We start from the raw sequence: 20,024 nt of genomic DNA, 5'->3' as shown, positions 1-20,024 counted from the left end.
ATGCCGCATCCAGCGGCAGACGCAATCCATTCGACAGTGAATACTGCAGACCCGCGCAAGCGATTCCCTCGCTCTGCGCGGGTTCGCACGCGTGCCGAATATTCAACGGTCTTCAACGGCGCCCGCCGTGTGTCCGATCCGCTGATGACCCTGCACTGGCTACCGGCTGACCGGCCGGCCAGGCTGGGTCTGGCGGTTTCCCGCAAGGTCGATCCTCACGCCGTTGGGCGTAACCGGATCAAGCGCGTCCTGCGCGACGCCTTGCGTCAGACACGAACCGACATACAGCCAGGCGACTTCGTCGTCGTGGCTCGTACTGCTGCGCGTCATGCCAGCAACGAAGATATCCGCCAGGCCTTCCTGCGCCTGCTGCGGCGCCTGCGCGCATTGCCCGCGCCGGGCGTGGACGGCACAATGCCGCCGCCTGATGGCATTGCCATTTCCTCCGTCACCGAGCCGGCACCGCGTCCCGGCCCCGCTGAGCCTGCCTGCTGATGAACCAGACCCGTGTTTTCCTGATCTTTGCCTGGCTGATGGTGGCCGTGCTGCTGTGGATGGAGTGGAGCCGTGAGAAGTCCGCCCCGACCCCGGCGCCGACGACCAGCTCGGCCCCGGCCGCCGCCCAGAGCGTCCCCGGCGCGTCCCCGGGCAGCATCCCCAGCGCACAGGTTCCCGGTGTCCCGGGTCAGGCCGCTGCACAGGCCCAGGCCAGCGCCACCCCGTCCGCACAGACCGTGACCATCACCACCGACGTGCTGCGCCTGAAGCTCGATGGCGGCCGCGTACTCGACGCCGAACTGCTGCAGTTCCCGCAGAGCAAGGACGAAGGCAGCCCGCCGGTGCGCCTGCTGACCGAAGATCCCGCGCATCCCTACAGCGCGATCAGCGGCTGGGCCAGCGAAGACAAGAACACCCCGGTGCCGGGTGCCGACGGCTTCAAGCTGGTCGGTGACACCCGCGACTTCGTGCTGGCCAAGGGCCAGAACGAACTGCAGGTTCCGTTCGTATGGACCGCCGACAACGGCGTGACCATCAAGCGCACCCTGATCGTGGGCCGCAACGAGTATGCGATCCGCTTCAAGGATGAAGTCAGCAATGCTGGCGCCGCGCCGTGGAACGGCTACGTCTACCGCACCCTGGACCGCAGCCCGACGATCCTGTCGCGGAGCATGACCAACCCGGACTCGTTCAGCTTCAACGGTGCCACCTGGTACGACAACGACAAGAAGTACCAGCGTCGTGCGTTCAAGGATTACCTGGACGATGGCGCGCTGAACCAGAACATCACCGGCGGCTGGCTGGCGATGCTGCAGCACCACTTCTTCACCGCCTGGATCCCGCAGAAGGACCAGACCGCACACTACGTGCTGTCGCAGGTGGCCGGTCGTGACCTGATCGAAGCGCGTGGCCCGGCCTTCACCGTGGCCCCGGGCCAGTCCACCAGCACCGAGGCCCGCCTGTGGGTCGGCCCGAAGCTGGTCAACCTGATCGCCAAGGAAGACGTGCCGGGTCTGGACCGTGTGGTCGACTACAGCCGCTTCTCGATGATGGCGGTGATCGGCCAGGGCCTGTTCTGGGTGCTCAACCAGGTGCACAAGCTGGTGGGCAACTGGGGCTGGGCCATCGTCGGCCTGGTGGTGCTGCTGAAGATCGTGCTGTACCCGCTGTCGGCGACGCAGTACAAGAGTGGCGCCAAGATGCGTCGCTTCCAGCCGCGCATCGCACAGCTGAAGGAACGCTATGGCGATGACCGCCAGAAGTTCCAGACCGCGATGATGGAGCTGTACAAGAAGGAAAAGATCAATCCGATGGGCGGCTGTCTGCCGATCCTCATCCAGATGCCGATCTTCTTCGCCCTGTACTGGGTGCTGGTGGAATCGGTCGAACTGCGCCAGGCGCCCTGGTTCGGCTGGATCCAGGACCTGACCGCCCGTGACCCGTACTTCATCCTGCCGGTGATCAACGTAGCGGTGATGTGGTTCACCCAGAAGCTGACGCCGGCACCGGGCATGGACCCGATGCAGCAGAAGATGATGCAGTTCATGCCGCTGGTGTTCGGCGTCATGATGGCCTTCATGCCGTCCGGCCTGGTGCTGTACTGGGTGGTCAACGGTGGCCTGGGCCTGCTGCAGCAGTGGTGGATGACCAAGCGCCACGGCAGCGATCCGGTGCCGGCCACGGCAGCCACCGCTCCGGCCAAGAAAAAGTAAGGCGCGTCTGCGCCGACGGGTAGAGCCGGCCGCTGGCCGGCTGACCCAGCAAAGGCCCGCCGCAAGGCGGGCTTTTCGCATGCGGCGTTAGAATCGCCGGCACACCATTCCCCTTTGTTCGAGTCCGCCATGCCGCGTGCGCCGTCGTTCCGCCTGTTTCTGCCCAGCCTGCTGTTGACCCTGCTCGTGGCTGGCTGTGGCGACAACGACGCGCAGGCACCGGCGGCGGTTACCCAGCCGAGCGCACAGGCTGCCGCTGCCGCCGACCCGGCCGCCGCGCCGTTGCTGGGCGCACTGCAGAAGCAGCTCGACGGCTATCGACGGATCATCGTCCTGCTGGCCGATGAGGAACAGCAGTCCGCGGCCGATCGCACCACCTCCACCCGCATCGGCCAGCAGCTGTTCCACGATGGCCTGGAACAGCGCGGCGCCATTGCCACGCAGTTCGACACCCTGCTGCGCGGCACCAGCCCGCAGCGCTTCGCTACCCTGGGCACGGTGCTGGATTACATCGAGTCGGCGCCCGAACTGTTCGATGCCGATCGCCTGGCGTTCCGCGAGGTGCTGCGTGACCTGCACGAACGCATCGGCGCCGATTCCTCGTTGCCGGCGGTGAAGCTGCACCAGCGCATCGGTGAAGACCTGGAGGCGCTGGACGAGATCGAGCGCAACTACAACCAGGAACTGACCCGCATCTTCAGCCGCTTCGAGCGCACCCGTGCCATCGAACTGAAGCGCGAGAAGTGGGACGACTACATCGCGCACCTGCACAAGGACTACAGCCGCGAAGCGATCCTGCGCGACTACGGCGTGATCGAGCCGTACCCGATGTCGATGAAGGACAGCGACCGCGAGATTTTCGGCCGCGACCTGCCGCCGAAGACGGTGGTGCTGACCTTCGACGATGGCCCGCACAAGGCCTATACCGATGAAGTGGTGGCCATCCTCAAGCGCTACGACGTACCGGGCGTGTTCTTCGAGGTCGGTCGCAACCTGGGCAAGGTCGACACCGACGGCAAGGTCAGCCTTGGGCCGATGGCGAAGATCAGCCGCAACCTGATGGAAGAGGGCTACGCCGTCGGCAACCACAGCCTGACCCATGCGCAGCTGTCGCGCACCACCGGCGATGCGCTGCGCCAGCAGGTGCTGGACACCGACACCCTGCTGAAGGACGTGGACAGCAAGCGCGCGCCGCTGTTCCGCTTCCCGTATGGCGCACGCAACGCCGAAGGCCTGCAGCTGCTCAACGAGGCGGGCCTGAAGTCGATCATGTGGAACATCGATTCGATGGACTGGGCCGACCCGGTGCCCGAATCGATCGTGCAGCGCGTGCTCGACCAGGTGAACAAGGAACAGCGCGGCATCATCCTGTTCCACGATATCCACGACCGCGCGGTGAAGGCACTGCCGCAGATCCTGGACCGGCTGATCGCCGACGGCTACCAGTTCGCCGGCTGGAATGGCCGCGACTTCAGCGTCGCCCGACCGCGCAAGGGCAGCGACCGCGATGCTACCGTCACCACCGGCTATGAAAAATCGTGGGCGATCGTGGTCGGCATCGACAACTACGCCAAGTGGCCGAAGCTGGAATACGCCAGCCACGATGCCCAGGCCGTGGCCGATACGCTGACCGGGCAGTTCGGCTTCCCGTCCTCGCAGGTGATCGTGCTGAAGAACGAGCAGGCCACCCGCAACAACATCCTGGCCGCCTTCCACGACCGGCTGTCCGACGACCGCACCGGCAGGAATGATCGCGTGTTCGTGTTCTTCGCCGGCCACGGTGCTACCCGTCAGCTGGCATCCGGGCGCGACCTCGGCTACATCATTCCGGTTGATTCGGACCCGAAGGAATTCGCCACCGATGCCATCGCGATGACCGACATCCAGAACATCGCCGAGAGCATGCAGGCCAAGCATGTGATGTTCGTGATGGATGCCTGCTACAGCGGTCTGGGTCTGACCCGCGGCGGCCCGTCGTCATCGTCGTTCCTGCGCGAGAACGCACGCCGCAGCGCGCGGCAGATGCTGACCGCCGGCGGTGCCGACCAGCAGGTGGCCGATGCCGGCCCGAACGGCCACTCGGTGTTTACCTGGGTGCTGCTGCAGGCATTGGCTGGCAAGGGCGATCTCAATGGCGATGGCCTGATCACCGGTACCGAGCTGGCCGCCTATGTGGCGCCGGCGGTGTCGGCGGTCTCGCAACAGACGCCGGCGTTCGGCAGCCTGCCCGGCTCGCAGGGGGGCGAGTTCGTGTTCCAGGTGCCGGACAGCCAGGAATACCTCAACGCCGATACGCGCCAGCTGACTGCCGATGCGATCGCCCTGAACAACAAGGTCGACGCTGCCCAGGACGCCAAGAACAGCGAAGCGCCAGTGACCGTGGCCGACCTGCAGGGCGGCAAGGCCAAGCTGGTGGTGCCGACGGCCGGACCGGCCTCGGACCGCCAGCGCTCGCAGCAGGCCAACGACCGTGGCCTGCAGCTGTACCGCGAGAAGCGCTACGACGAAGCCGCCGTGCAGTTCGCCGAGGCACTGAAGCTGCGCCCGGATTTTGCCCAGGCGGCCAACAATCTCGGCTTCGTCTACTACCGCCAGCAGCGCTACGCCGAAGCGGCGCGCTGGCTGGAGAACACACTGAAGATCGATCCGTCACGCGCGGTGGCCCATCTGAATCTGGGTGACGCGTACTTCCACGCAGGCGACAAGGCCAAGGCGAAGCAGGCCTACACCACCTACCTGGCGCTGCAGCCGCAGGGCAGTGGTGCGGCGCAGGCCCGCGCGCAGCTGGAGAAGCTCTGAGCGATGAACGATATGAAGCGCACCGAGACCATCGTGGCCATTGCCAGCGCGCCCGGCGCGGGCGGCGTGGGCCTGCTGCGCCTGTCAGGCCCGCGTGCCGCAGCCATTGCCAACGCACTCGGCGCACCGACGTTGCGCCCGCGGCATGCGCACTACGCGCGCCTGCGCGATGCAGACGGTGAAGTGATCGACGATGGCATCGTGTTGTGGTTCCCGGCGCCGAACAGCTTCACCGGCGAAGAAGTGGTGGAACTGCAGGGCCATGGCAGCCCGGTACTGCTGCAGCAACTGGTCGCACGCTGCATCGCATTGGGGGCGCGGCAGGCGCGGCCCGGCGAGTTCAGTGAGCGCGCGTTTCTCAACGGCAAGCTCGACCTGGCACAGGCCGAAGCCATCGCCGATCTGATCGCGGCCGGTGACAACCGAGCGGCGCGCGCAGCACGACGCTCGCTGGACGGTGTGTTCTCGCGCCGCATCGAGGCGGTGGTCGAACAGCTGGTGCTGCTGCGCATCCACGTGGAAGCGGCCATCGATTTCGCCGACGAACCGCTGGATACACTCGGCGGTGCACAGGTGCGGCGTGGCCTGGAACAAGCGCGCAGCGATCTGGCCCTGCTGCGTCGCGACGCAGAGCGTGGCCGTCGTCTGCGCGATGGCCTGCATGCGGTGCTGATCGGCCCACCGAATGCCGGCAAGAGTTCGCTGTTGAACGCGCTGGCCGGTAGCGAGCGTGCCATCGTCACCGACATCGCCGGCACGACCCGTGACACGCTGCGCGAGACCATCCGCCTGGATGGGCTGGAACTGACCCTGGTCGATACCGCCGGCCTGCGCGACGGTGGCGATGCCATCGAACGCGAAGGCATGCGTCGCGCGCGCGCGGAGATCGAGCGCACCGACCTGGCGTTGATCGTGCTGGATGCACGCGATCCGGCAGCCGGCGAAGCCGCGATCGGCGAAGCGGTACTGGCGGTGCCGCACAAGGTCTACATCCACAACAAGTCGGATCTGTTGGATGCGATGCCGGTGCGGGACGACCCGGACCGCGTGTTCGTCTCCGCTGCCACCGGCGCGGGACTGGACGAGCTGCATGCGCGCCTGCGTTCGATCGCTTCGGCCGGGGCAGGGGAGCAGGTGGAGGGCGAATTCTCCGCACGTACCCGCCACGTCGATGCGATCGAGCGCGCGCAGGAACACGCGCAGCGGGCGGATGGCGAGCTGGTGCACGAGCACCTGGAGCTTGCGGCCGAGGAGCTGCGTCTGGCGCACGACGCGCTGGGCGAAATCACCGGGCAGATGAGTGCCGATGACCTGCTGGGTCGGATTTTTTCCAGCTTCTGCATCGGCAAGTAGTGCCTTGGTAGAGCCGGCCGCTGGCCGGCAATCCAGCCAAACGAGCTCCTCGGGGTGAGATCCCCGAAGGGGCTTTGACCCCACAAAATGACGCGATCGTCCCAATATTCCAGAACCTTGCCGGGCACGCTTGAGTACCTGCTCCGACCACGCTAGCGTGAAGGAAACTCTGGCAAAGGAACTGCAGATGCATCAGGACCATGTTTCTTACGTCCACTTCACCAGCCCGGCGCAGCTCACCCGTGCACTGAACTCGCTGGCGGGCATCATCGAAGGGATCTCCATTGATGGGGAGATCAACGCCGATGAACGCCGCTTCCTGGCTCATTGGATCCAGGATCATCTTCATCAGCGCCAACAGCACCCCTTCACCGAACTGATGCCGGTGGTCGAGCGCGCGCTTGGCGAGGGCCGCATGGACGAAGATGCGGTGGAAGACCTGCGATGGTTGATCGACCGGATGCGTTCAAGTGATCGGGTCAACGCTACTACGGCCGATCTCCAGCGGTTGCATGCTGTGCTGGGCGGCATCATCGCTGACGGCCGCGTTTCGGAAACCGAGTTGCGTGGCCTCTCGGACTGGATGGAAGAGCATGTCCATCTGCAGGGATGCTGGCCTTACGATGAAATCGGACACCTGGTGGCCAAGGTGCTGACTGATGGCGTGGTGGATGGCCAAGAACAGGATCTGCTTCGCCAGTTCTTCAGCGAGTTCATCGCCTTGGGCGACGACCGCACCCTGACCGATCCGTCGTTGCAGATCGCCGGAAGTCTGGTCGGGCTTTGCGCGGTGGCTCCCGAAATCCATTTCGAAGAGAAGGGATTCTGTTTCACGGGTGCTTCGTCCCGAGGGTCACGCGCCGATATCCACGCGCTGGTGACGGCACGAGGAGGACGGGTGCACAGTGCACCATCGAAGAAGGTGGACTACCTGGTGATCGGCGCTGAGGGAAATCCCTGCTGGAGTTACGCCTGCTACGGTCGCAAGGTGGAACGCGCAGTGGAACTGCGCAAGGAAGGACTCCGGATCATGATTGTCCATGAGCGTGATTTCCACGACGCCTTGGTTGACTGAGGATGCCGGGTCGGAGCCCCTTCGGGGATCCGACCCCAGCTCCCCCAACCTGTCACATTCCCGCCGCATACTGACGCCCATCACAAACCGCTTGGGGAAGTTGCAGTGAAGTCGTGGGGTCGTGCGTTGCTGTTGTCGCTGGCCGTGGCACCATCGGTGGCCATGAGTGCTGAATCCTCCCCTCCGGCCGCACACAAGGTGTCGGTCTACGGCCACCGCGGTGCAAGCGCGCTGCTGCCCGAGCACACGCTGGCGGCCTATGCGCAGGCCATCGCCGACGGTGCCGATTACATCGAACCGGACCTGGTGATGACCAAGGACGGGGTGATGGTGGCCCGCCATGAGAACGAGATCGGTGGCACCACCGATGTGGCCGAGCACGAGGAATTCGCGAAGCGGAAGACCCGCAAGGTCATCGACGGGCAGACGGTCGAAGGCTGGTTCACCGAAGACTTCACCCTGGCCGAGCTGAAGACCCTGTACGCCCGCGAGCGCCTGCCGGAGTTCCGCAGCACTGCCTACGACGGCCAGTTCCGCATTGCCAGCCTGGACGAGATCCTGGCGTTCCTGGTCCAGCAGGCCGGTCGTGCCAACCGTGGCATCGGCCTGGTGCCGGAGATCAAGCACCCGACCTACTTCCAGTCGATCGGCCTGCCGATGGAAGACACGCTGCTGGCCGCGCTGCGCGGCAACGCCTATACCAACGTCGGCCCGGTCACCATCCAGTCGTTCGAGACGGCCAACCTGCGCTACCTGCGCGGCAAGATCCCGCGTGGCAACAACATCCGCCTGCTGCAGCTGCTGTGGAAGGGCGACGCCCAGCCGGCCGACATCGCCAAGGCCGGCGGCGCGCTGACCTATGCGCAGATGATGACCCCGGCGGGGCTGAAGGACATCGCGGCCTATGCCGACGGCATCGGCCCTGAGCTGCGCTCGATCATCCCGCTGGATGCCAACGGTGCGCTGGGCACGCCGACGGCGCTGGTGCGCGATGCGCACGCGTTGGGCCTGATGGTGATTCCGTACACCTTCCGCCCGGAGAACCACTTCCAGGCCAGCAACCTGCGCAAGGGCGCGGACAATGCGCGCAACGCGGAGGGGTCGATCGCGGAGATGCGTGCCTACCTGGCGACCGGCATCGATGCCTTCTTCACCGATGACCCGGCATTGGGCCGGCAGGCGGTGGATGGAACGGGCGCGGCGGCGAACGCGGCGAACTGACCGGCGTCAATGCCGCCGGGCATGGCCCGGCGCTACCAGAGGCATCCAGAAGCGGTAGCGCCGGGCCATGCCCGGCGTATCCACCCGATCAACCGCGCGGGTCTTCCGGCCGGCGGAACGGGATCACCACATAGTCCTGCCCTTCGCGCGGCTGCCACAGCACCGGCACGCGCTGCGGTGACGGCGGCTCGAGTTCGTCATCGGCCAGCGGCTCGACCTCGTCTTCCTCGTCCTCCCAGCTGTAACGTGGGCGCGGCGGCAGCGGGTCGGCGTTGCGGAACAGCAGTGCGGCGATGATGCCGGCGAAGGCTCCGCCCATGTGCGACTGCCAGGACACACCGTCGGCATGCGGCAGCACGGTCATCAACATGCCGCCGTAGAACAGCATGCCGATCAGCCCGGTGGCGATCGCCGCGCGGTCGCGGCGCAGCAGGCCAAGGCTGGCCAGCAGGAACATCAGGCCGTGGGTGACGCCACTGGCGCCGAGATGGAAGCTGCCGGGGTTGCCGAGCATCCACGCACCGATGCCCGAGCCCAGCCACAGCAGGGGCAGGGCGCGCAGCGTGGCTTTGGGATAGACGCTGCCTGCCAGGGTGCCGAGGATCAGGATGGCGAAGCTGTTGGCGGCGATGTGTTCGACCGAGCCATGCAGCAGCGGTCCGCCGATCAGGCCGAGCAGGCCCTTGGCTTCCAACGGTGCGACCGCCCAGGGCCGCCAGTCGAAATGGTCCTGCAGGGCGAACACGGCCACCAGCACCAACACGGCGGCCAGGCTGGCATTGAAGGCGCGCAGGATGCGCGTGCGGTCGTTGCGGGCGGCCGGCGCGTCGCCGGCGGGCAGGGGCGCGTTCGTGTTCATACCCTCAGCAATGGCGGTGGCCGGCGCGAAACCAAGGCCACCGCTGCGGGAGAGTGGCTGCGACCGGCGGGACAATCCACCGGCCGCAGCGTTCAATCGGCCAGGATCAGGCGCCGCCTTCCTTCGGCGGGTTCTTCAGGCTCAGCACCACCGTGGCGGCGATGATCACCGCGACCACGCCCAGCGAGATCGGGGTCGGGATCTTGAACAGGTCGATGATCATCATCTTGATGCCGATGAAGGCCAGCACCAGGGCCAGGCCGTACGGCAGCAGGTGGAAGCGGTCGGCCATGCCGGCCAGCAGGAAGAACATCGCACGCAGGCCGAGCACCGCGAACACGTTGGAGGTCAGCACGATGAACGGGTCGGTGGTGATCGCGAAGATCGCCGGGATGCTGTCCACTGCGAAGATCACGTCGGTCACCGCGATCAGGATCAGCACCGCGAACAGCGGGGTGAACCAGCGCACGCCGTCGCGCTTGACGCTCATCGCGTTGCCTTCGTAGTCCGGCAGCAGGCGCAGGTGCTTGCGCATCCAGCGCAGGGCCGGGTTGGCTTCCAGGTCAGGCTCCTGGCCCGCGGCGAACCACATCTTCCAGCCGGTGAAGAGCAGGAAGGCGCCGAATACATAGAGCAGCCAGTGGAACTGGGTGATCAGCACGCTACCGGCGAAGATCATGATCGTACGCAGCACGATCGCACCCAGGATGCCGATGATCAGCACCTTCTGGCGCTGTTCCTCCGGCACCGCGAAGTAGCTCATGATCATCAGGAAGACAAAGATGTTGTCCACCGCCAGCGCCTTCTCGACCAGATAGCCGGTCAGGAACTCCAGGCCGACCTTGTTGGCCACGACCTGGCCGGCGGTCTCGTTCAGGTAGAACCAGAGGCCGCCGTTGAAGGCCAGCGCCAGCGCGACCCAGCCGATGGACCACCACAGGGCTTCCTTGAAAGTGACCTTGTGCGGGCCACCGTGGCGCATCAATACGAGGTCGACCAGCAGGGCGATGACCACCACCGCTGCGAAGCCGCCCCACAACCACAAATTACCGATCGTCTGCATGGGTTTGTCCGTTGGGAAATGAAAAATGCCTCAAGCCGGACGGCGAGGATCTGCAACGGAGGATCGGGAGGGGATCCAGGGACAGAGCTTCGCCAGTACGGCGAAGGTCTCGCTCGCAGTTCCGATGGGCCGGAACTGCCGTTGCACCGGAGCCTGCGGGCTCGAATTGACGGCGACAACGTCTGGGAGCTACTCCCCTTCTGCCGCCGATTCTGCGGCCTGGCCGGGCCGGCGTCAAATGCCGGGCCTTCACCGGATTTCCGGCGCCCCATGCCCCCCGGCTACAATAGGTGGATGAATACCCCCCTTCCCGTTGTCCGCCTCAAGAACGCGTGGCGTTCCAGCCACCCGTGGATCTTCCAGAAACTGGTCGAGAAGCCGACCGTCCGGCCCAAGCCCGGCTCCCTCGTCGATGTCGTCGGCGTGGATGGCGAGTTCATCGGCCGTGGCTTCTACAACGGGCATTCGCGTATTGCCGTACGCATCCTCGAAACCGACCCGCAGATCCCGCTGGATGCCGGCTGGTTCTCGCGCAAGATCGCCCAGGCGGTGTCGCTGCGTCGTGAGGTGCTCAAGCTCGATGCGGTGTCCGACGCCTGGCGCGTGGTGCACAGCGAGGGCGATGGCCTGTCCGGCCTGGTGGTCGACCGCTACGGCGACCTGGTGGTGGTGGAGTTCTTCGCCGCCGGCATGTTCCGCCACCGCGAATGGATCTACGACGCCCTGCGTGAACAGTTCCCGGGTTGCCGCTTCCACAGCTTCGCCGACGAACACGTGCAGAAGCAGGAAAGCTTCGATTTCCACGGCAACACCACCACCGAAGCGTCGGTGATCACCGAGTACGGCATCAAGTTCCGCGCCGACCCGGCCGGTGCGCACAAGACCGGTTTCTTCGCCGACCAGCGCGAGAACCGTGAGTGGCTGAGCCAGCAGGTGGAAGGCAAGAGCGTGCTCGACCTGTGCTGCAACACCGGCGGTTTCGCCGTGTACGCGGCCGCGCGCGGTGCATCGGAAGTGGTCGGCATCGACATCGATGAGGACGTCATCCAGATCGCCAAGGGCAATTCACGTCTGAACAACGTGCGCCCGAAGTTCGTCCAGTCCGACATCTTCCCGTGGCTGCGCGATGCGGCCAACCGTGGTGAGCAGTACGACGTGGTGATCCTGGACCCGGCGAAGATGACCCGCGACCGCGACCAGGTGATCACCGCGCTGAAGAAGTACCTGGACATGAACAAGCTGGCGCTGGGCGTGGTCAAGCCCGGTGGCCTGTTCGCCACGTTCTCCTGCACCGGCCTGGTGGCCGAGGACCAGTTCCTGGACATGCTGCGTCGTGCGGCGTACTTCTCCGGCCGCACCATCCAGATCCTGAAGGTGGCCGGCGCCGGCCCGGACCATCCGTTCATGGCCCACGTGCAGGAATCGCGTTACCTGAAGGCCGTGTTCTGCCGCGTGGTGGACTGACCTGCGGGGTGTGGAGCCGGGCGATGCCCGGCTCCCCCACACAGCGCCGAAGACTGCCCCCGCGCGCCAGCCTCAGGGCTGCGCGCGTGGCGGCGCAGGAACCGGCTGCAGCTGCTGCAGCAACCCGTTGATCACCTCGGACCTGCGCCGCAGATGGTGGCCGAGCACGATCGCCACCGCGCCCAGCGCAAGCAGCGCCGGAACCGCGAGCAGCGCGAGCACCCAGCCGACGTCGAACAGAAGCCAGCCCAGCAGACGCTGCTGATGCCATCGCTGCGACCGTTCAGAGCGGGGCAGCCCTGCTGCCTTCTCGAAGCGGGACTGCATTGCCGGCGATACCGGAACACCGATGTCTTCGCCATTGGCCAACGCACGGGCAGTGGCGACCACGGCCGACGAGGCGACGCCGTAGGGAAGCTCCTGCTGTGCACGCAGATAGGCCTGCCACTGGGGGCTGAAGCCGCTGAAGTCTGGACCGGCGATCAGCGCGTCCAGCTGGCGATGGTAGAGGCGATCGCCCTGGCCCATGGCGGGTGCGGTGATGCCCATGCTTCCCCAGGCACCGCACAGCAGCATCGAACCCAGCGCGAATGACCAGGCGAAGCGGCGAAGGCGATGGCGGCTGAGCAGGTCGCGCACGCCGAAGAACATCCACACCAGCAGCAAGGGGGTCATGACCAGCAGGATGAGCAACTGCCTGCCCGTGTCCTTCGATCCATAGCCGGCCGGCACCTGTGCCCACGACGGGGGGCCCAGCTCGGTGCCGGTAAATGCCAGCGCCATGCAGGACAGCGCCGTTGCCGCCAGCGGAAGGCAGGCCAGGCCGAAGACCCGCAGCAGCGAGGCCCGCCGGTAGAACGCGCGCAGGCCCGGAACAGCCTCCACCCGCGCCTGCAGATCCGGCGGGATCTGCAGCGGATCGCGTACCGGCGCGCTCATGCCGGCACCGCCGATGTGCGCAGCAACTGCTGCAGGGCCTGTTTCAGCTGGTCCTGTGCCTGGGCCGCGCTGGCGATCATCTGCGGGCTGGCGTTGTCGCTGTTGTGCAGCGCCTGGATGGTCTGGCGCCAGATCGGCAACAGGATCTGCACCGTCTCGCTGTAACGGTCCAGCAGGTCGATGGCATGGCTGCGTGCCAGCTGCACCTGCATCCGGCTCATCGAATGGCTGGCCAGCAGCGCGGTCAGATTGGCTACGCGGCGTTGCAGCCGCTCGACCGGACGGTCGAGCACCGGCGCGCCATCGTCGCTGTCCACGGCCGCTGGCAGCTCCTGCAGGAACTGCACGCCTGCATCGATGTACACCTGCAGTCGCACCCCCTGCACGTCATGCTCGAGCAGCTGCGCATCCAGTCGATCGACGCTGGCACGCACGGCGATGGCTTCGCGCTCGATCCTGGCCAGGACATTGCCGTTGCTGCCCATGGCAATGCGACGGCGCAGGCGTTCTTCGATATCGGCACCGGTGAACCGCTCCCACCATCCCGCGCGCTGCAGCAGCGCATTGGGATCGTGTTCGGACAGCCGGCTGACCAGTTCGGCAAGCGCCTGGGCCAGTGCGTTGGCGCTGCCATCCTGCCAGGCCGGCTCGGCGCTGGCGCTGGCCAGGTCGGCCGGGCCATAGCGGCCGATGTCGGTACGACCGGCAAACAACGTTGGCAGCACATCACGCTTGAGCTGCTCGACGGTGACCGTGTTGGCGGGGACAGGCGCCTGGCCCTGCACGGGCAGCGCCGGAGGCTGGGAGTTCGACATCGATGCTTCCATTCCATGGTCGACGCAGCACGCGGTGCTGCACGCTGACTTATCGGCTGCCGGCGAGTGTAATGGAGCTGGCGGGTCAATACGGCACTACCGGCGTTGGCCGTCGCGGCGCTATGGTCGTGTCCTTCCCATTGCCGGTGGATGCCCATGCCGTCGTTGCGTCGTCTGTCCCTGCTGCTCGCCCTGGCGCTGAGTGCGCCGCTGTCCGCCCATGCCATCGACTTCAGCGCGCAGGAGCTGGCCCGTGCCAAGGCACTGCAGCAGCGCCTGCTGACCCTGGACAGCCATCTGGATACGCCGGCCAACTTCGGCCGCGACGGCTTCGACATCGAGCAGCGGCACGACCGCAACGCGCTCTCGCAGGTGGACTACCCGCGCATGGTCGAAGGTGCGCTTGATGGCGGCTTCTGGGCGATCTATACCGACCAGGGCGACCGCACGGCCGCCGCGCATCTGGCCGAGCGCGACCACGGCCTGCAGCGGTTGCTGGAGATCCGGCAGATGCTGGCCGCCAATCCGGAGCGCTTCGCATTGGCGCTGACCGCCGATGACGCGGCGCGGATCAAGGCCGCCGGCAAGCGCGTGGTCTACATCAGCATGGAGAACGCCAGTCCGCTGGTGGCCGATCCCAGCCTGCTGTCGTTCTATCACCGTGCGGGCCTGCGCCTGCTCAGCACCGTGCACTTCGCCAACAACGAGTTCGCCGATTCGGCCACCGATCCCAAGGGGGCTGAATGGAAGGGCCTGAGCCCGGCTGGCAAGGACCTGGTGCGCGAGGCGGTGAAGCTGGGCATCGTCATCGACCAGTCGCACGCCTCCGATGCCGTGTTCGACGATCTGCTGGCGATGATGCCGGTGCCGTTCGTGCTGTCGCACAGCTCGGCCAAGGCGGTCTACGACCACCCACGCAATCTTGATGACGCGCGCCTGCGCAAGCTGGCCAAGGCTGGCGGGGTGATCCAGGTGAACGCGTACGGCGGCTACCTGATCGACACCGCCAAGTCGCCCGAGCGCAAGCAGGCCGAAGAAGCCCTGAGCAAGCAGCTGGGTGGCTGGGAAGGCATGACCATCGAACAGGGTGTGGCGCTGCAGAAGGCCGAGCAGGCACTGGACCACGAACACCCGGTGCGCCACGCCAGCCTGGACGACTTCTTCGCCCATTTCGAGCACATCCTGAAGGTGGTCGGTCCCGAGCACGTCGGCATCGGTCTGGACTGGGATGGCGGTGGTGGCCTGAGCGACCTGCCCGATGTCAGCCAGCTGCCGAAGATCACCGCGTGGCTGCTGCGCAAGGGGTACAGCGAACAACAGATCGCCGCCATCTGGGGCGGAAACCTACTGCGGGTGATGCGTCAGGCGCAGGACTACGCGGCAAAGCAGGGCGGTTAGCCGCCCTGCGGTAGTGCCGGCACGACCCAAAGACCGCCGGGCATGGCCCGGCGCTACCTTTACCGGCCGATCAGCGCGTTGCGACGGCTGTAGGCGAAGTACAGCACCAGGCCGACGACGTTCCACGCCAGGAAGTACAGCTGGGTGGTGTGCGGCAGGCTGACGAACAGGTAGATGCAGCCCAGCGCCGCCAGCGGGCCGACAATGAAGGCCAACGGCGTGCGGAATGTACGCTCGCGGTTCGGCTCACGCACGCGCAGCACCACCAGGCAGATGCCAACGGCGGTGAACGCGGCCAGGGTACCGGCATTGGCCAGTGCGGCGATCTCGTCCAGGCGTGCAACGCCGGCCAGTGCCGACACCACCAGGGCAGTGAACAGCGTGGTCGCCACCGGCGTGCCGGTACGTGCGTTGACCTTGGACAGGCCACGCGGCAGCAGTCCATCGCGGCTCATGACGAAGAAGATGCGGCTCTGGCCGTACAGGAAGGCCAGCAAGACGGTCGGCAGGGCGATGATCGCGATCACGCCGATCAACATCGCGGCGGTGGGCTGGCCCAGCTGGCGCATGATCAATGCCAGCGGCTCGGCACTCTGGCCGAACACGGTGTAGCTCATCGCACCGATCGCGGCCAGCGCCACCAGCACGTACACGATGGTGCAGCCGACCATCGAGCCGATGATGCCGATGGACAGGTCGCGCCCGGGGTTCTTGGTTTCTTCGGCGGCGGTGGAAATCGCGTCGAAGCCGTAGAACGCGAAGAAGATGATCGCCGCTGCCGCCATCACGCCGCGTTCGACGCCATCCGGGCCCAGCGTCTTGGCGAATCCGTAGGGCATGAACGGCTGCAGGTTGTTGGCGTCGAACGCCGGCAGGGCCACCGCCACGAAGATCGCCAGCGCGATCAGCTTGAACACGACCAGGATCGCGTTGAGGGTGGCGCTTTCCTTGGTACCGGCCATCAGCATCAGGGCCACCAGCCAGGTGATGACGATGGCGGGCAGGTTGATCATGCCGCCATCGACGTGCGGGCCTGCCGCGAGCATCGCCGGCAGGCGCAGGTCCCAGCCGAACTGGGTATGCACCCATTCCAGGAAGCCGACGAAATAGCCGGACCAGCCGACCGCCACGGTACTCACCACCAGCGAGTACTCCAGGATCAGGCTCCAGCCCACCACCCAGGCAAACACTTCGCCCAGGGCACTGTAGCTGTAGGTATAGGCGCTGCCGGCGGCAGGCATCATCGTGGACAGCTCTGCGTAGGCCAATGCCGCGCAGGCACACACCGCGCCGGCGATGGCGAAGGAGATCAGCACGGCCGGGCCAGCGCGGTCGGCACCCACGCCGATCAGGGTGTAGATGCCGGTGCCGACGATGGCGCCGATGCCCAGCGCGATCAGGTGCGGCCAGCTGAGGGTCGGGACCAGGCGCCGGCCGGCTTCATGGACGGTGACGGAATCTAGGGACTTGCGCCGGAGCAGGGACATGCAGGCCTCGGAAGGGGTGACTGAGAACGACAAGTCCCCGAGTGTGACCGAACGCAGCGCAGCATTGCCACTGACGGGGGTCATGGCCGACACAGCGCGCGCTGGACGCTGGGCACTCTGCCGGAAACGGCACAAACGGCCTCAGCGCAGGCGCCTACCAGTGACAGCCGTCGTCCTGGAAGGCGTTGAAGTCTTCGTCGAAGTCCGTGCGGCGACCGTCCCGGGCACGCACGTAGCTGAAGCTGTAGATCCGTGCGCCCTGCGTGCTCAGTGTGTAGTGACCGTTGATGCGACCGTCCACGCGCTCTTCCCAGACGGTATCGAACTGGTAGGGGCGGTCTTCGTCCAGCACCGTGGTCTGTTCGGAGACCCGGCGCAGTGGCAGGCGCTCGCTGTGCCCGGCGTAGCGCACATCGGCGCGGCCATCGTCCAGCCAGCGCCATTCCAGGTGGATCGTGTTGTCGCGGCCACCACTGAGGCAGCGGTGGTCCGGTGCGGCCGTGGCCGGTCCACTGGCAAGCAGCAGCACCAGGGCTGCTGCGACCGCGAGCGTTGGTGTTGCGGCCATGGCGCTTTTGTCCAACGAGGGGCGCCAGCATAGCGCGCCCCCGCTGTTACCTGCGCAGCGCGCGTGGCTGCAGACGCGTACCACCGCTCATCAGCATGCGTGGCAGCGGCATCTGCAGGAAGTCGTGCGGGAAGGCAGGCGCGACCGCGCTGATCGCATCCAGCCGTGCCAGCGCCTCAGCCGGCAGCGCCAGATCCAGCGCCGTCAGGTTGTGTTCGAACTGGTCCAGGGTGCGTGCACCGACGATCGGCATGGCTCCGGCCGCGGGTCGTTGCAGCAGCCAGGCCAGAGCGACCTGCGCAGCCGAGTGCGACAGTTCCGCCGCGACGGCAGCGACTTCCCCGGCGATGTTCAACGAACGTGGCGTCAACGCGCCATTGATGAGGGCCACGTTGCGCCGGGAACCGCCCGGCGTAGCCTCCGGCGGCTCGGCCGTGGTGAGATCAGCCGCGTTGTACTTGCCGGTCAGCACCCCGCTGCCCAGCGGCGACCACGCCACCACGCCCAACCCGAGCGCCTCGGCCATCGGCAGCAGCTCCTGTTCGACGCTGCGCTGGATCAGGCTGTATTCGATCTGCAGGGCCACCAGCGGCGCCCAACCGCGCAGGTCGGCCAGGGTCTGCATGCGGGCGATCTGCCAGGCCGGCTTGTCCGAGATGCCGGCATACAGCACCTTGCCGCTGCGCACGAGATCGTCGAAACCGCGCATCACCTCGTCCACCCCGGTGGTGTCGTCCCAGGCGTGCAGGTACAGCAGATCCAGGTAGTCGGTGCCGAGTCGGCGCAGGCTGTCCTCCACCGAGCGCATCATGCTCTTGCGGTGGTTGCCGGCGTTGTTCGGATCGCCGGGCACGGTCGCCAGGGTGTACTTGCTGGCGATCACCAGCCGTTCGCGGCGGCCCTGGGCGAATCGCCCGAGCAGCGTCTCGGCGCTGCCATTGGTGTAGTTGTTTGCGGTATCAACGAAGTTGCCACCGCGTTCGACGTAGGCATCGAAGATGCGGCGGGCCTCGGCTTCGTCCGCGCCCCACCCCCAATCGGCACCGAAGGTCATCGTGCCCAGCGCCATCGGGCTGACACGCAGGCCGGAGCGACCGAGCAGGCGGTAGTGATCAAGTGACATGTGGCATTCCATTGGAGGAGGCGGTGTGCCGCCGGGAGGGAAAGCATCCGCCCGATGATCCTGTGGATAAACTGGACACATCCGAACTGACAATGAAGAAGGGCTTCACAATGGATCCCTCCGCACCGCTGTCGGCGGTGGTCGCGTTTGTCCACGTGGCCGACCACGCCAGCTTTACCCGCGCCGCAGATGCGCTTGGTGTCTCGACCTCGGCACTGTCACAGAGCGTGCGCGCGCTGGAAGCGCGGATGGGCGTGCGCCTGTTGCAACGGACCACGCGCCGGGTGGGCCTGACCGAGCACGGTGCGCGCTTCCTGCAGCGCATACGCGGCGGGCTGGCACAGATCGAATCGGCCTTCGAGGACCTGGACAGCGCGCGGACCGTGCCGGCCGGTCGGCTGCGCATCACCCTGCCACGCATCGTTGCCGAGCGCCGGGTCCTGCCGGCGCTGCCGTCCTTCCTGGCCCGGTATCCGCAGGTGGAGGTGGAACTGTGCGTGGAACCGGCGTTGACCGATCTGGTCGCCGAGGGTTTCGACGCAGGCATCCGCCTGGGGGAATCGTTGGCGCAGGGCATGATCGCGGTGCCGATCGGGCCGCCCGAGCGCCAGGTGGTGGTGGCCACGCCGGGCTACTTCGCGCGCCACGGTGTGCCGCAGAGCCCGCAGGAGCTGCAGGGCCACGACTGTATCGTCCATCGCCGCGCCAATGGCCGGCTGATGCCCTGGGAATTCAGCCGTGAGGGGCGTGACCTGGACGTAGCCGTCGAGGGCCGGCTGGTGTTCAACGATGCCGAACTGGCCTATGCGGCGGTGCTGGCTGGGCTGGGCATGGCGCAGGGGTTCGCCTCACTGGTCGCCGACGACCTGGCTGCCGGCCGCCTGCGCAGCGTGCTGGAGGACTGGCAGCCGCCGTTCCCCGGCTTTCATCTGTACTACCCGGCGCGCGAGCATATGGCGCCCAAGCTGCGGGTGTTCATCGACCACCTGCGCGCGGCCTGCCAGGCCGACGGGATCTCAGCCGTTCAGGCCCAGGCGGATGCCGAAGCCGACCAGGAACAGGCCGGCAACACGCCGTAGCGCATCGCTGACCCGCGGGTGCTGGATCAACCGGCGGCGGGCCAGGTTGCCGACCCAGATCAGCAGCGAGCAGTAGGCGATGCTGACCACGAAGATGATCCCGGCCAGCGCGGCGAACGTAGCGATGCCCTGGTGGGCCTTCGGGTCGATGAACAACGGCAGGAAGGCCATGTAGAACAGGATCGCCTTCGGATTGAGCAGGCTGACCAGGATCGCCTGGTGGAAGTAGCGTCCGGGCTGCATGCGCACCGGGCCAACGTCGGCACCGTCACCCTTGGGCGTGCGCAGCAGGCTGATGCCTACCCACACCAGATACGCCGCGCCGAGATACTGCACGGCATGGAACACCGTCGGATTGGCCTTCAGCAGCGCGGCCACGCCGGCCAGTGCCAGCCACATCAGGATCTGGTCGCCGACCAGCAGGCCGGCCAGCGCCGTGTAGCCGCCGCGCACACCGCCGCGACCGGTAGCGGTCAGCAGGGTGAAGGTGCCCGGCCCGGGCAGCGCCAGAAACACCAGCACAGCGAGCAGGAAGGTCCACAGATCCTGGATGCCCATCCACGGCATGGCG

17 protein-coding genes are annotated in these 20,024 nt (G+C 66.6%); 9 read left to right on the top strand and 8 right to left on the bottom strand.

The features are described 5' to 3' along the window. The 6 genes from rnpA (at position 1) to CR918_RS19270 (ending at position 8,658) form a co-directional block, all read left to right on the top strand. Positions 1-495, top strand: a complete 495-nt coding sequence (gene rnpA / locus CR918_RS19295; RefSeq protein ID WP_025875580.1) for a ribonuclease P protein component — start codon at positions 1-3, stop codon at positions 493-495. Beyond that, positions 495-2,210, top strand: coding sequence for a membrane protein insertase YidC (gene yidC / locus CR918_RS19290; protein ID WP_099844504.1), 1,716 nt, complete (start codon positions 495-497; stop codon positions 2,208-2,210). The genes rnpA and yidC overlap by 1 nt, the downstream gene beginning before the upstream one ends. A 129-nt stretch (positions 2,211-2,339) precedes the next feature. Beyond that, positions 2,340-5,009: a polysaccharide deacetylase family protein gene (locus CR918_RS19285; protein WP_099844686.1), complete on the top strand. Its 2,670-nt coding sequence runs from the start codon at positions 2,340-2,342 to the stop codon at positions 5,007-5,009. Positions 5,010-5,012: 3 nt separating this feature from the next. After that, positions 5,013-6,362 carry a tRNA uridine-5-carboxymethylaminomethyl(34) synthesis GTPase MnmE gene (gene mnmE / locus CR918_RS19280; protein WP_032978488.1) on the top strand — a complete coding sequence of 450 codons (1,350 nt, stop codon included), beginning with the start codon at positions 5,013-5,015 and terminating at the stop codon, positions 6,360-6,362. Positions 6,363-6,519: 157 nt separating this feature from the next. Continuing rightward, entirely contained in the window at positions 6,520-7,437 is a 918-nt protein-coding gene (locus CR918_RS19275; protein ID WP_223483110.1) for a BRCT domain-containing protein, read from the top strand. A 105-nt stretch (positions 7,438-7,542) separates the two neighbouring features. Continuing rightward, positions 7,543-8,658, top strand: coding sequence for a glycerophosphodiester phosphodiesterase (locus CR918_RS19270; protein WP_099844500.1), 1,116 nt, complete (start codon positions 7,543-7,545; stop codon positions 8,656-8,658). An 88-nt stretch (positions 8,659-8,746) separates the two neighbouring features. Here the strand turns inward: CR918_RS19270 and CR918_RS19265 are convergent, their stop codons facing one another. Then, positions 8,747-9,517 carry a rhomboid family intramembrane serine protease gene (locus CR918_RS19265; protein ID WP_025875594.1) on the bottom strand — a complete coding sequence of 257 codons (771 nt, stop codon included), beginning with the start codon at positions 9,515-9,517 and terminating at the stop codon, positions 8,747-8,749. Positions 9,518-9,623: 106 nt separating this feature from the next. Then, positions 9,624-10,580: a TerC family protein gene (locus CR918_RS19260; protein WP_025875596.1), complete on the bottom strand. Its 957-nt coding sequence runs from the start codon at positions 10,578-10,580 to the stop codon at positions 9,624-9,626. A gap of 294 nt (positions 10,581-10,874) precedes the next feature. Here CR918_RS19260 and CR918_RS19255 point away from each other — a divergent pair, with 294 nt between their 5' ends. Then, entirely contained in the window at positions 10,875-12,044 is a 1,170-nt protein-coding gene (locus CR918_RS19255) for a class I SAM-dependent rRNA methyltransferase (RefSeq protein WP_025875598.1), read from the top strand. Positions 12,045-12,116: 72 nt separating this feature from the next. Here CR918_RS19255 and CR918_RS19250 read toward each other — a convergent pair whose 3' ends face one another. Next, entirely contained in the window at positions 12,117-12,983 is an 867-nt protein-coding gene (locus tag CR918_RS19250; RefSeq protein WP_099844498.1) for a hypothetical protein, read from the bottom strand. Beyond that, a complete protein-coding gene (locus tag CR918_RS19245; protein ID WP_099844496.1) occupies positions 12,980-13,798 on the bottom strand; it encodes a protein klaA in 819 nt (272 codons plus the stop codon). The genes CR918_RS19250 and CR918_RS19245 overlap by 4 nt, the downstream gene beginning before the upstream one ends. Positions 13,799-13,954: 156 nt before the next feature. Here CR918_RS19245 and CR918_RS19240 point away from each other — a divergent pair, with 156 nt between their 5' ends. Then, positions 13,955-15,196 (top strand): dipeptidase, encoded by a 1,242-nt coding sequence (locus CR918_RS19240; protein WP_025875604.1) that lies wholly within the window; start codon positions 13,955-13,957, stop codon positions 15,194-15,196. A 59-nt stretch (positions 15,197-15,255) separates the two neighbouring features. Here the strand turns inward: CR918_RS19240 and CR918_RS19235 are convergent, their stop codons facing one another. The 3 genes from CR918_RS19235 to CR918_RS19225 form a co-directional block, all read right to left on the bottom strand. Then, the gene (locus CR918_RS19235) at positions 15,256-16,683 is read right to left on the bottom strand and encodes an amino acid permease (RefSeq protein ID WP_099844494.1); all 1,428 of its coding nucleotides are present in this window, start codon (positions 16,681-16,683) and stop codon (positions 15,256-15,258) included. A gap of 154 nt (positions 16,684-16,837) precedes the next feature. Further along, positions 16,838-17,251, bottom strand: a complete 414-nt coding sequence (locus CR918_RS19230; RefSeq protein WP_099844492.1) for a hypothetical protein — start codon at positions 17,249-17,251, stop codon at positions 16,838-16,840. A gap of 46 nt (positions 17,252-17,297) precedes the next feature. Beyond that, positions 17,298-18,374: an aldo/keto reductase gene (locus CR918_RS19225; protein WP_415847029.1), complete on the bottom strand. Its 1,077-nt coding sequence runs from the start codon at positions 18,372-18,374 to the stop codon at positions 17,298-17,300. Between the two features lie 110 nt (positions 18,375-18,484). Here CR918_RS19225 and CR918_RS19220 point away from each other — a divergent pair, with 110 nt between their 5' ends. Then, positions 18,485-19,453, top strand: a complete 969-nt coding sequence (locus CR918_RS19220; RefSeq protein ID WP_099844488.1) for a LysR family transcriptional regulator — start codon at positions 18,485-18,487, stop codon at positions 19,451-19,453. Here the strand turns inward: CR918_RS19220 and leuE are convergent. Then, positions 19,391-20,020, bottom strand: coding sequence for a leucine efflux protein LeuE (leuE, locus tag CR918_RS19215; RefSeq protein WP_025875614.1), 630 nt, complete (start codon positions 20,018-20,020; stop codon positions 19,391-19,393). The two genes, CR918_RS19220 and leuE, sit on opposite strands and share 63 nt — an antisense overlap. Positions 20,021-20,024 lie beyond the last annotated feature (4 nt).

The organism is Stenotrophomonas indicatrix, from assembly GCF_002750975.1.
Lineage (GTDB): Bacteria > Pseudomonadota > Gammaproteobacteria > Xanthomonadales > Xanthomonadaceae > Stenotrophomonas > Stenotrophomonas indicatrix.
Note: the sequence above shows the minus strand (reverse complement) of the source record. Positions and strands in the feature narration are given on the sequence as shown.